The following is a 12,920-nucleotide window of genomic DNA, read 5'->3' as shown; positions in this document are numbered from 1 at the left end:
TTGCATTGCATCAAACCTGCCGGGAAGTGCCGCTGGTTTCGCAGGTCGAGTCTGGCGTGTCGCTTGAGATGGGTTCTCCAGCGTCCTCCGCTTCGGCCTCCGGTACGGCTTGAGCGGCTACCGGTAGGCTGTGCGGATTTCGCACTCCCAGGAAGCGATCGACCTCCCGCCGCTGCGCCCGCGCGCCCGCGTGGTCGCCGAGCCGGCCCAGAATGTCCGCGAACCGCAGCCGCACCGCCACCAGCACCCGCGCGTCCCGCGTCCCCTGCGCGTGCTCCAGCGCCTCCTGGCAGGTCCGCGCCGCCTCGCGCGGGCGCCCCGCGTACTCCAGCACCCGCGCCACCTCGCTCAGCGCCCGCGCGTACCCGGCCCGGTCGCCGGACCTGCGGTACGCCGCCGCCGAGGCCCGCCAGCCGCGCAGGCCCTCGCTCCAGCGGCCGGCGCAGGCGTGCACCGTGCCCAGCCGCCCGTACAGCCGCGCCTGGTCGCCCAGCTCGCGCCGGGGCAGACGCAGCTCCAGGGCCCGCCGGTACCAGTCGGCGGCGCGGTCCCAGTCCCCCAGCCCCTGGTAGGTGGCGCCGATGGACTCCAGGGAGCGCCCGACGGAGTACGCGTCGTCGGCCACCCGCGCGGCCTTGAGCGCCCCCCGGTAGCGGGCCAGGGCCGCGTCGGCGCGCTGGGCCCGCGCGTCCAGGTCGCCGAGGTTGAGCAGCGCCGCCGCCCGCTCCAGCGGCAGGTCCCGGCGCTCGGCCACCTCCAGCGCCAACGTGTGCAGCTCGTACAGCTCGGGCGCGGCGCCCACGGGGCCCCGGTGCGCGGCCAGCGCGTGGGTCAGCGCCGACAGCAGGCGCCTGGCCAGCGTGTCGAGACCGCCGTCGCCGGCCGCCAGCCGGGCGGCGGCCAGCAGCGCGGGCCGCCGCGAGCCCAGCCACCGGGCGGCCTCGGCCCGGTCGGGGAAGCGCAGCGTGGCGGGCAGCTCGGCGCTCTGCCGCTCCTTGGCCTCGTCGTCGGGGGCCGCGGCCAGATGGGCCGAGCGCAGCAGCCGTACGGAACGCTCCAGCATCCGGGCCCGGGCCAGCTCCAGCTCGGCGGCCCGCTCGTGCTCACGGACCAGCGCGGTCAGGCCGGGCATCAGACAGCCGGGGACCTGGTAGCGCCGCGGCATCACGTCCGTGGCGCCCGTGCGCGCGGCGCCCTCGGGGGGCAGCGGGCGCAGCAGCCCGTGGTCCAGGAAGTCGGCCAGCGTCTCGCGCGCGCTCTGGACGGAGCAGCCGGCGAGGGCCGAGGCGGTGTGGGCGTCGGCCCAGCCGCCGGGGGCCAGCGCGAGCAGTCGCAGCAGGTGGGCCGCGCGCGGGGGCAGTGCGGCGTGGGCCAGGTGCAGGGCGCGGGCCAGCGGGCGCCCCGACTGTTCGGTCGCGGCGTCGGCCGGCAGCTCGCGCAGGCGCGTCAGGGCGTCGGAGACCGAGGCCATGGGGTGGGCCGCGAGCCAGCCGCCGACCAGGGCGAGGGCGGCGGGCTGGGCGCCGCACTCCTCGACGACGGAGCGGGCCGCGACCGGGTCGACGGTGATCCGGGTGGGCCCGGCGTACTGGGTGAGCAGTGCGGTGGCGGCCGGGCCGTCCAGGCCGCCCACGGTGCACGGGCGCACGTCGGGCACCCCGGTCAGCGGGCCCTGGCTGACCACCAGGACCAGGCAGTCGGGCGCGTCGGGTACCAGGGCGTCGACCTGTTCGGCGCTGTCGGCGTCGTCCAGGAGCAGCAGTGCGCGCCGCCCGGCGAGGGCGGCGCGCAGCGCCTCGGTCAGCTCGTCCTCGTCGGCGCCCGGCGGCGCGTGCACGCCGAGCGCGCTGAGCAGGTCGCGGGCGGCCCGCGCCACGGGCACGGCGACACCGTCGGGCGTGGTCAGCCCGGCGCGCAGCACGCCGCTGGGGTAGCGGTCGGCGACGCGGGCGACGAACGCCTCGGCGAGCGCCGTACGGCCCGAGCCCGGTCGGCCCGCGATGAGCAGCACCCGGCTCCGTGGGGCCTTGCGGCCGGCCAGGGTGTCGAGGCCGGTCCGGTCGATGTCGGCGCGCAGCGAGGCCAGCTCGGCGCGGCGCCCGGTGAAGCGGCTCGGTGGTCCGCCGGCGGGCCCGGCGGCCGGTGCGGACGGCTGGGACGCGGTCGCCTTGGGCGCGGACGGGTCCGCCGTGGGCGCCCCGGGCGCGTCCGACGCGGGCCCGACCGCCGGCGGGCGGGCCGGTGCGGGGGGCGGCTCCTCGGTGGTCGGGGCGGGGTCGGGCCTCGGGGTTCGTATGCTCCCGGGCGGCGCCGGTGACCGTGGTGTCTCCGGCTCCTCCGGCGGGACGTCGCCCCGGGTGTCGTCCGCCGCCTGCTCCGCCACGGGCCACGCTCCTTATTCCCCGTCGCGCGCGGGGAGACCCAGTCCTGCGCATGCGCCCGACGCGGGCGCGGCCGGGCGAGACGAGCGTAGTTCACCGCTCCCCGTGCGGCGGGCGGCCCCGGCGGGCGGCGGGCCCGCGACGTCACCTGATCGGATCGACGGCGGGGCACGGCCCCTCGCGAGGTCGTCGCGGCCTCCTGTCGAGCCGTCAGGGTGACGCCGCCCGGGGCCCGTCGGGCCCGGCGCCCGGGGCGCCGGGCGGGGCACCCGCCGACGCGGGCGCCCCTCGTCCCGGGGGGTCCCCGGGGCGGGTCGGGCCCCTACCGGAAGGAGCCGGCCACCAGCCCGGCGGCGACGTTCACACGGTTCCAGGCGTTCACCGACGCGATGGCCATCACGAGGGCGGCGAGCGCGTCCGGGGCGAAGTGGCTGGCGGCGGTGTCCCACACCTCGTCGGACACGCCCTCGGAGTCGTCCGCTATCCGCGTGACCGCCTCCGCGAGCGCCAGCGCGGCGCGTTCCTGGTCGGTGAAGAACGGGGTGTCCCGCCACGCGGCGACCGCCCACAGCCGTTCGTTGGTCTCGCCCGCGCCGCTGGCCCGGTGTGCGTGCAGGTCGACACAGACCGCACAGCCGTTGATCTGGCTGACGCGCAGGCGGACCAGTTCCAGTACGTCGTCGGCGACAGGGCTGTCGTGGAGGAACTCCTCCATCGCGGACAGGGCCTGGTAGCCGCCCTTGGCGGCCTTGTACACGTTCGCCATGCGAGGTTGCCGCATCTCGATCCTTTCGTTTCTGAACAAATAATGTTCAGGTTATGGGTCGCGTCAAACGAACCCACGGCTCACCGGGGTTCAGTTGACGGGTTGGGCCAGGCGGTTCCGCGCCATCCGTGGCGCGTCGGGGTGCTTGTCCTCGACCGAGCCCTTGATGTCGGCGAGCGTCTGGGCGGCGAGCTCCCGCCGCCAGGCCAACTCGGCCCGACTCATCGCCTGGGAGACCAGGCAGTGCTCGCGGTAGTCGACCTCCGAACGACCGCCGGGCCCGTCGCGCATGATCTGCTGGCATCGGAAGGCGTCCCGTCCGCCTTCGATCGCGACCACGACGTCGAGGAGAGTGATCCGCTCCGGCGCCCGCGCGAGCCGGAAGCCGCCACGCGGCCCGGAGGTCGACGTGACGATGCCGGCCCGCGCCAGCGCCTGCAGCTGCCGGTTCAGATACGCCGGCGGCAGGTCGTAGAACGCCGCCAGCTTCCGCGCCGGCACGGCTTGGTGCTCCGCCCAGGCGAGGTTGAGGCAGCTGTGCAGGGCCCACTCGACACCCTCACTCATCTGCATACTCGATATTAAACATCCAGGATCAGCAGAATCAACCGCGAGGCCGGGGCCGCCCGGTGATCGCCACCGGGCGGCCCCGGTGCCCCTCAGGCGTCGAACGGGCGGGCCGGCCAGGGCGCGTCGGCGGGGCGCAGCGCGTCCAGTCCGTCGCCGGCCCGCGCGGCGAGCAGCGCGAGCACGCCGACCACGAGCGCGTTGTTGTGCAGGTCGCCGGCGAGGGCGCCGCGGGCCAGCTCGGTGGCCGGGACGCGGGCGAACTCCATGTCGGCCTCCTCGCCGGAGACCTCGAAGCGCTCGCCCTCGACGTCCGAGATCTGCCGCGCCAGGAAGATCCGTACGGACTCGTCGCAGCCGCCGGGCGTGGTGTAGATGTCGGTCAGCACCCGCCAGTCCTCGGCCTTGACGTGCGCCTCCTCGTACAGCTCGCGCTGGGCCGCGTGCAGCGGGTTCTCGCCGGGCACGTCGAGCAGGCCGGCCGGGATCTCCCACAGGCGCTGACGCACCGGGTGCCGGTACTGGCGCAGGACCAGGACGCGGTCCTCGTCGTCGAGGGCGAGGACGGCCACCGAACCGGGGTGGACCTGGTAGTCGCGGACGGCGGTGGCCCCGTCGGGCATGACGACCTCGTCCGAGCGGACGCTGGTCTTGACGCCGGCGAACGGCGTGCGGGTCGCCACGACCCGCCATTCCTCGGCGGTGTCCCTGATGCCCATCTGTACGCCTTCCTGAGCTGGCGGTGCTGTGCGGTACGGGCCGTACGGGCCCTGGCGAAGCGGCCGGTGGCACGAGCGGGCCGGTCGGGCCCGTCGCCCGGGTACGCCACCGGGGTACGAGCCCGCTGACAGGCGCGTACCCCGGCAACCGTATCGGTCGGGCGCGGCGTGGTGACGAGGCGCTCTAGCCCTCGACCTCCGGGGCCGGCTGCTCGGCCGTGGCCCGCTGGCGCTCGACGGCGGCCTTGACCAGGCCGGCGAAGAGCGGGTGCGGGCGGGTGGGGCGCGAACGCAGCTCCGGGTGGGCCTGGGTGCCGACCAGGTAGGGGTGGACCTCGCGCGGGTACTCGACGTACTCGACCAGCTTGTTGTCGGGCGAGGTGCCGGAGAAGACGACTCCGGCCTTCTTCTCCAGCTCGGCCCGGTAGGCGTTGTTGACCTCGTAGCGGTGCCGGTGCCGCTCCTCGACGTAGGGCTGGTCGGCGTAGACCTCGCGGACGATGGAACCCTCGGCGAGCTTGGCCGGGTACATGCCAAGGCGCATGGTGCCGCCCATGTCGCCCTCGCCGGCGACGATGTCGAGCTGCTCGGCCATGGTGGAGATGACCGGGTCGGTGGCGGCGGGCTCGAACTCGGTGGAGTTGGCGCCGCCGATGCCGGCCAGGTTGCGCGCGGCCTCCACGACGATGCACTGCAGGCCCAGGCACAGGCCGAGCAGCGGGATGCCGGCCTCGCGGGCGTAGCGGATGGCGCCGACCTTGCCGTTGACGCCGCGCTCGCCGAAGCCGCCGGGGATGACGACCGCGTCCACGTCGCCGAGCTCCTTGTGGGCGCCGGCCTGGCTGGTGCAGTCGTCGGAGGTGACCCACTTGACCTTGACGCGCGCCTTGTTGGCGAAGCCGCCGGCGCGGATGGCCTCGGTCACCGACAGGTAGGCGTCGGGCAGGTCGATGTACTTGCCGACCAGGGCGACCGTCACCTCGTGGTCGGGGTTGTGCACGCGGTCCAGCAGGTCGTCCCAGGTGGTCCAGTCGACGTCGCGGAAGGGCAGGTCCAGCTTGCGGACGACGTAGGCGTCCAGGCCCTCGGTGTGCAGCACCTTGGGGATGTCGTAGATCGACTTGGCGTCGATGGCCGCGACCACGGCCGCCTCGTCCACGTCGCACATCAGCGAGATCTTGCGCTTGATCGCGGTGGGCACGTGCCGGTCGGCGCGCAGCACGATGGCGTCCGGCTGGATGCCGATGTTGCGCAGCGCCGCCACCGAGTGCTGGGTGGGCTTGGTCTTGAGCTCGCCGGAGGGGCCGATGTAGGGCAGCAGCGAGATGTGGACGACGAAGACGTTGTCCCGACCGACCTCGTGGCGCACCTGGCGCACGGTCTCCAGGAACGGGAGCGACTCGATGTCGCCGACCGTGCCGCCGACCTCGGTGATCACCACGTCGACGTCGTCGGTGGCCATGCGCCGGATGCGGTGCTTGATCTCGTTGGTGATGTGCGGGATGACCTGCACGGTGTCGCCCAGGTACTCGCCGCGCCGCTCCTTGGCGATGACCTGCGAGTAGACCTGGCCGGTGGTGACGTTGGCCGAGCCGTCGAGGTCGACGTCGAGGAAGCGCTCGTAGTGGCCGATGTCCAGGTCCGTCTCGGCGCCGTCGTTGGTGACGAAGACCTCGCCGTGCTGGAACGGGTTCATCGTGCCGGGGTCGACGTTCAGGTAGGGGTCGAGCTTCTGCATGGTGACCCGCAGGCCCCGCGCCTTCAGCAGCGCACCCAGACTGGAGGCCGTCAGCCCCTTGCCGAGGGAGGAGGCGACACCCCCGGTGACGAAGATGTGCTTGGTCGTCATGGATGTGGGTGGCAGTGCCAAGAGGGGGCTCCCGTGGGATCGCGAGGTGAGGTGCGGCCGGCGGCGTCCCGAAGTCGGGCCAAGCCGTCGCTGCGGTCCGGGGTCACCCGAAATGTCGCTGGGGTTCCCACCGGTTTCCACGGGATACCAGGCTATCAGCGCGCCGGGGTCGCCGCTCCCGAAGGCACCGCCACCGCTTCCGGAACAGACTGTCCGGGAACTCCCTGACCTGCGCGAGTGCCCCGGCCCTCGACAAGGGGCGCACACGGCGCACACACGGTGTCCGCACCCCCCAATACCTCACCACCCGATCGGCGCACCAGGGAGCGGCCACCATGTGGGACTCTTCCCACGGATCAGGCCCGTGGCACGTATCCTGCACGGACGCACGCTGCGAGCCGACCGGTGTGGCACCAAACCCCGTTTGCCTCCGGAGCACCAGCTCGTCCAAGATCCAAAACCGCAAGACCGCAAGATGCCCTGCGGGGCGAGTTGGCCGTTCGAATGGGGATGCACGTGGCCGGGCGCATCGAAGACTACGCACTCATTGGCGATATGCAGACCGCCGCCTTGATCAACCGGGACGGCAGTGCCGACTGGCTGTGTCTGCCCCGCTTCGACTCCCACGCCATCTTCGCGGGGCTGTTGGGCACCGAGGAGCACGGCTTCTGGCGACTGGGCCCGGCCCACCCGGCCGACGCCGCCGCGCCGCACGCCGACCGGCGCCGCTACCGCGGGGACTCCCTGGTCCTGGAATCGGAGTGGGACACCCCGCGCGGCACCGTCCGCGTCATCGACTTCATGCCGCCGCGCGACGGCGCGCCGCAGCTCATCCGCATCGTGGAGGGCGTCAGCGGGCGCGTCCCGATGCGCTCCGAGCTGCGTATGCGCTTCTCGTACGGCCGCGTGGTGCCGTGGGTGCGCAAGGTGGAGGGACGCACGGTGGCCGTCGCCGGGCCCGACTCGGTGTGGCACGACACCAGCGCGGAGACCTACGGCAGGGACCTGACCACCTACTCCGACTTCACCGTCTCGCCCGGTGAGCGCATCGCCTTCACGATCAGCTGGCAGCCCTCGCACAGGGAGGCGCCCGCGCTGCCCGAGCCGGAGGCGGCGCTGGAGGCGACCGAGGACTTCTGGCGCGAGTGGGTGGAGCACTGCACCTACCACGGCCCCTACCGGGACGCCGTGGTCCGCTCGCTGATCACGCTCAAGGCCCTGACGTACGCGCCCACCGGCGGCATCGTCGCCGCGCCGACGACCTCGCTGCCCGAGGAGGTCGGGGGCGTACGCAACTGGGACTACCGCTTCACCTGGCTGCGGGACGCGGCCATCACGCTGTCCTCGCTGCTGCGCACCGGCTACCGCGACGAGGCGCGGGCCTGGCGCGAGTGGCTGCTGCGGGCGGTGGCGGGCGACCCGGAGAACCTCCAGATCATGTACGGCATCGCGGGCGAACGGGAGCTGGGCGAGACCGAGTTGCCCTGGCTTCCGGGGTACGAGGGCTCGCAGCCGGTGCGGGTGGGCAACGGCGCGGCCGGTCAGCTCCAGCTCGACGTCTACGGCGAGGTCACCGAGGCCCTGCACCTGGCGCACATGACGGGCCTGGCCCGCAACGACTACGCCAGCGTCCTCCAGCTCAAGCTGATCAGCTACCTGGAGAAGCACTGGTACGAGCCCGACGAGGGCATCTGGGAGGTGCGCGGCCCGCGCCGGCACTTCGTGCACTCCAAGGTGATGGCCTGGGTCGCGGTGGACCGCACCATCAAGCTCATCGAAGCGGGCGACGTGGACGGCCCGTTGGAGCGCTGGCGCGAGATGCGCGACGCCATCCACCGCGACGTGTGCGAGCGGGGTTACGACAAGGAGCGCAACACCTTCACGCAGTCCTACGGCTCCAAGGAGCTGGACGCCTCGCTGCTGCTCATCCCGCAGATGGGCTTCCTGCCGCCGGACGACAAGCGGGTGATCGGCACCATCGAGGCCATCCAGCGCGAACTGTCCACCCCGGACGGGTTCATCATGCGCTACCCGACCAGCAGCGGCGACGACAACCTGGACGGCCTGCCCGGCGACGAGGGCGCCTTCCTGGCCTGCTCGTTCTGGATGGCCGACGACCTGGCCATGATCGGCCGGGTGGACGAGGCCCGCAAGCTCTTCGAGCGCCTGCTGGCCCTGCGCAACGACCTGGGCCTGCTCGCCGAGGAGTGGGACCCCAGGCTCAAGCGCCAGGTGGGCAACTTCCCGCAGGCCTTCAGCCACGTGCCGCTGATCGACACGGCGCTGCGGCTCACGGCCTCCGGAGCCTACGGCGGCTGAGCCCGGCGCGGTGTCCGAGCCCGGCACCATCACCGTGGCGCGGGCGCTGGAGCTGCCCGCGCTGCGGCGCGGCCTGCCGGAGATCCTCACCGCCAGCGAGGAGCTGGGCCGCCCGGTGCGCTGGGTGCACGCGGGCGAGACGCCGCGTATCGCCACCCTGCTCAAGGGGGGCGAGCTGCTGCTGACGACGGGGATCGGGCTGGGCCGCCGCGCGGCCGAACAGCGCGCCTACGTCCGCACGTTGGCCGAGCGCGGCATCGCCGCGCTGGTGGTGGAGCTGGGCTCGCGGTTCACCGCGTTGCCCGCCGCCGTCGTGGACACGGCCCGCTCGCTGGGTCTGCCGCTGGTCCAGCTCCACCGCGAGGTGCCGTTCGTGGCGGTCACCGAGGAGATCCACACCGAACTGGTCAACGCGCACTACGCGTTGCTGCGTCAGGCCGACGAGGTGCACCGACAGTGCACGGAGGTGCGGCTGCGCGGCGGCGGGGTGCCGGAGATCCTGCGACGGTTCGCCCGGTTCGCGGACAACCCGGTCTTCCTGGAGACCGTGGACGGGCGGCTGCTGTACGCGGCGGGCCCCACGGGCAGGCCGCAGCTGGCCGACCCGCTCCAGATCTGGGACGGGCTGCGTGCCCGACGCCCCGGCGCCACCGGCGACACGGCGCGTGGGCAGCAGGCGCCGCACCCGCCCGCCGGCAGCGTGCTGGTCGAGGTACCCGGCGGAGGCCCCGGACCGGGCGCGGTGCGGGCCCGCCTGGTGGTGCTGCCGACGGCCGGGCCGCTCGGGCCGGTGCACCGGATCGCGGCCGAACGCACGGCCGCGCTGCTGGCCCTGGTGTTGCTCCAGGACCGGCAGGAGGAGGAGCTCGCCGCGCGGGGCCGGGGCGACTTCCTCACCGATCTGGCCGAGGAGCGCATCGCGCCGGCGGACGCCCCCGCGCAGGCCCGCGTGTTGGGCTTCCGACCGGGCGAGGGCCCGCTCCTGCCGGTGATCATGGGCTTGCCCACCGCGGCCCCGCTCGACGGCGGGGACCACTGGGCGGCGCTGGCCGCCGCGTTGCGCGCGGAGTTGGCCGCCGTGGGGGCGCCGGTGCTGCTGGGCGTACGACTGCCGGAGGCGCGGGTTCCGCTGCTGGTGGGACTGCGCGGGGCGGAGGAGCGGGCGGCGGTCGCCGAGCGGGTAGCGGACGCGCTGCGGGCCGGCGTGGAGCGGGCCTGGCCCGAGCGCGCGCCGGCCCTGGGCCACCGCGCGGCCCGCTCGGGGCCGCCGGTGATCGTGGTCGGCCTCGCGGGTGACTGGCAGGCCGTCGGGGCGGAGCTGCGGCACGCGGCGTCGGCGGTGAGCGCGGCCCGCGACCTGCCGGAGCGCTCGTGGCACGACGTACGCGGCCTGGAAGTCGACCTGTTGCTGTGGCGACTGCGTGAACACGGCGACCTCGCGGCCTTCGCGCACCGGATGCTCGGCCCGCTGCTGCTGCACGACCAGACGGCCCGGCCGCCGCTGCTGCCGACGCTTCAGGCGTATCTGGCGCACGCGGGCCGCAAGGCGGAGACGGCACGCGCCCTGCACGTGAACCGGCAGACCCTCTACGACCGGCTGGCCCGCGTCACCCGCCTGCTGGGCGCCGACCTGGACGAACCACGCACCGTGCTCGCCCTCAGCCTGGCCCTCCAGGCCCGCCGCCACCTGCCCTAGCCCGCCACCGCCGCTCCGGCGGCCCGGCCGGGTGGCCCCGGGCGGCGCGCGGGGTGGGCCCGCACCTAGCTCGGGGCCGCCGCGCGGACGTCGAGGAGGGCGCGCGGGGTGGGCCCGCCCGGGCCGGCGGCCGCCGTCGGGGCGGCTCGCGGCGCGGGCGGGCCCGGAGGGGTCGCCGGCTAGGCGGCCTTGCTCGCGCCGCTCAGGTCGAGCATGCCGGCGTGCAGCAGGCGGCGCAGGAACCGCTGGCCGCCGCCGTCCAGCGACTGGATGAGGTCCTGCCACCTCAGCGGACCCTTGCCGAGTCGGTCGGCGATCTCGGCCGCGCTGTCCCAGGTGTCCACGCCGCGTACGGGGGCGCGGTCCGCGTCGTCCGGGAAGGAGAAGCGGTGGCAGGGCAGCGTGCGGCCCAGCGAGGAGGGTGTGCTGTCCGCGTACCGCACCGGGTCGGTCCAGTACTGCGCGGCCCCCGCCTGCTCCTCGGCACTCATCAGATCCGGGTCCGGCGGAATGGCCGCCTTGAACCCGGGCACATCCAAGCCCGGCCCGGCCGTGACCGTGACCCCGGCCGCCAGACTCACCTCGGTCTCCGCGCTCAGGTCCAGCGCGTGCGCCTTGGCGTACTCGCTCATGAAGGGGCCGTCGATGTCCAGGCCCGCCATGCCCTCGCCGGCGGCGAGGATCTGGAGCAGGTCGGGAGTGAAGGCGGTGTTGAGCAGCGCGTGGAAGGTCTGCTCGTGGTCGAGTCCGAACGCCCCCGGCTTGCCGCGGCTGTTCCAGTAGATGCTGTCGGGGTTGTTCTGGCCGATGGCGTAGTACCACTGGTCGATGGAGAGCGCGAAGGTGGCGGCCATGCCGTGCCACTCGGTGTCGTAGTCGCGCCACATGCCCTGGACGTCCCGCTCGGCCACGTCCGGGTCGGCCGTCTGGCCCAGCAGGGTCGCGGTGGCCACGGCCTGGTTGGTCGCGAAGGCCACGCCCGAGGAGAACAGGGGGTCCACGAAGTACGACGCGTCGCCCAGCAGTATCCAGCGCTCGTCGAGACTGGCGAACTGGTCGTTGATCATCGAGTAGTTGGTGGCCGTCAACATCCGGTCGCCGACCGGCCGCACGTCCTGGATGAGCTTGCCCAGTTCGGGGACCTGCTTGACGGTGCGCAGGAACACCTCGGGGTCGGTGTAGTCGGAACCCGAGCGCTTGAGGATGGCCGGGTCGGTGACGATGCCGATCGAGTGGGTGACCACGCGCTCGCCGTTGAGGATCTTGGGCACCGGGATGTACCAGCACCAGCCGTCACGGAACGCGAAACACCCGATGGGCGAGATGTCCTTGTCCCGGAAGATGTTCCACTCCCCCTCCAGGGTCTGGACGCGTTCGCCGCCGAGGTAGTGCTGCCAGATGGCGATGTTGCGGTACCCCGAGAGCCAGTCACGCTTCTTGTTCGTCACGATGCTGTTCCGCCGCCCCGAGGCGTCCACGAACCAGCTCGTACGCGTGGTCCGACCGTCCTTGAGGACCACCTCGCGACCACTGCCGTCCGGCAGCAACTCACACGTGGAGACCTGCGCGCCCTGGAAGACCTCCGCACCCGTCTCCGCCGCGTGATCGAGCAGAATGGTGTCGAACTCAGCCCGGTTGACGTGCATCGCGAACCGGTGCACGCCGTCCCGGACGGTGTTGGCGTGGTCGAAGTACGCGACGTGCGGCTGCTCGCCGCGCCAGTGGTAGATCCCGCCGTACTTCTTGACCCAGCAGTCGCTGGCCATGACCTTGTCGAGGGCGCCGCTCTCCTCCAGCACCGGTATGAGCGGATGCGCGAACGACTCCCCGATGTGCTCCCGGGGAAAGTGCTCCTTCTCCACCACGGCGACACTCAACCCTCCCTGCTTCATCAGCAGCGCCGCCAGGGTCGAGCCACCAGGCCCGCCACCCATGATGACCACGTCGTAATAGGGCTTCATTCGGATCTCGCCTCTCTTACGGTTCCAACTGTTCGTACGGTGCTACGGGTTGTGCTGAAGTACGTCGCCCGAGGGGCGGTCGGCCGCGAGGGTCGCGGAACGGTCGTGCTGGGCGCCTTCCCCTCGTGCCCGGCCCCTCCCCTCGCCACATGGGCGCGTCGGCCACGAGGGCCGAGGCGGCCCGGCGAGCGTGGTCACCGGGCTGGCCGTGGCGCGGAGCCGCCGCTCCGGGGACAGGACGGCGTCCGGGGAGCCCGGCGGACGGGGGTGGGCCGGCCAGGGGCACGTCGCACACCGGCCGGGTGGGTTCCGGGCGCGGCGGGACGCGGGGAAGGTGGGGTCTGTCGACAGGGGCAGGGGTGGGGTGGGGCCGCGACCTGGCCCCACCGGGAGCCGTGGGTCGCGGAACGGGGTGGGAGTCAGGCGTCCGTCACGGCTCCGGAGCACACGACGCCGGATACGCGGCGACGATCCGGCGGCGAACAGGGGCCCGCCCCTTGGGGTGCTCACGCGTACGCCGAGCGACCCGCGCCGTGCGGTCGTCAGCGACCGGGCGCCGGAACCACGCGGCGTCGCGGGCCGGCACTGACGTCAGGGGCGGTGCGGTGATGGCCTCTCACCCGGATCGCGACCGGGGCGTACGGCGAGAACAACACTGGGGT

8 protein-coding genes are annotated in these 12,920 nt (G+C 73.6%); 2 read left to right on the top strand and 6 right to left on the bottom strand.

Features of this window, described 5'->3' with window-relative positions; all coding sequences use genetic code 11:
- Nucleotides 1–10: 10 nt before the first annotated feature.
- From ACFVFR_RS27320 to ACFVFR_RS27300, 5 genes are all read right to left on the bottom strand, one after another.
- Complete coding sequence (locus ACFVFR_RS27320) at nt 11–2,011, bottom strand: tetratricopeptide repeat protein (protein ID WP_383706379.1); 2,001 nt, start codon at nt 2,009–2,011, stop codon at nt 11–13.
- 692 nt (nt 2,012–2,703) lie between these two features.
- Nucleotides 2,704–3,162: a carboxymuconolactone decarboxylase family protein gene (locus tag ACFVFR_RS27315; protein ID WP_383706377.1), complete on the bottom strand. Its 459-nt coding sequence runs from the start codon at nt 3,160–3,162 to the stop codon at nt 2,704–2,706.
- A gap of 75 nt (nt 3,163–3,237) precedes the next feature.
- Nucleotides 3,238–3,720: an RrF2 family transcriptional regulator gene (locus ACFVFR_RS27310; protein ID WP_383706375.1), complete on the bottom strand. Its 483-nt coding sequence runs from the start codon at nt 3,718–3,720 to the stop codon at nt 3,238–3,240.
- 86 nt (nt 3,721–3,806) lie between these two features.
- Nucleotides 3,807–4,433 carry an NUDIX domain-containing protein gene (locus ACFVFR_RS27305; RefSeq protein ID WP_383706373.1) on the bottom strand — a complete coding sequence of 209 codons (627 nt, stop codon included), beginning with the start codon at nt 4,431–4,433 and terminating at the stop codon, nt 3,807–3,809.
- Between the two features lie 184 nt (nt 4,434–4,617).
- A complete protein-coding gene (locus ACFVFR_RS27300) occupies nt 4,618–6,282 on the bottom strand; it encodes a CTP synthase (protein WP_383706371.1) in 1,665 nt (554 codons plus the stop codon).
- Between the two features lie 516 nt (nt 6,283–6,798).
- On the opposite strand from ACFVFR_RS27300, the gene ACFVFR_RS27295 reads away from it, so the two are divergent.
- Entirely contained in the window at nt 6,799–8,601 is a 1,803-nt protein-coding gene (locus tag ACFVFR_RS27295; protein WP_383706437.1) for a glycoside hydrolase family 15 protein, read from the top strand.
- A gap of 10 nt (nt 8,602–8,611) precedes the next feature.
- Nucleotides 8,612–10,297, top strand: coding sequence for a PucR family transcriptional regulator (locus tag ACFVFR_RS27290; RefSeq protein WP_383706369.1), 1,686 nt, complete (start codon nt 8,612–8,614; stop codon nt 10,295–10,297).
- 179 nt (nt 10,298–10,476) lie between these two features.
- On the opposite strand, the gene ACFVFR_RS27285 is transcribed toward ACFVFR_RS27290, so the two are convergent.
- Entirely contained in the window at nt 10,477–12,258 is a 1,782-nt protein-coding gene (locus ACFVFR_RS27285) for an NAD(P)/FAD-dependent oxidoreductase (protein ID WP_383706367.1), read from the bottom strand.
- Nucleotides 12,259–12,920 lie beyond the last annotated feature (662 nt).

The sequence above is a fragment of the Streptomyces sp. NPDC057702 genome (assembly GCF_042799315.1).
Classification (GTDB): Bacteria; Actinomycetota; Actinomycetes; order Streptomycetales; family Streptomycetaceae; genus Streptomyces.
This window is presented reverse-complemented; position numbering and strand designations above follow the sequence as displayed.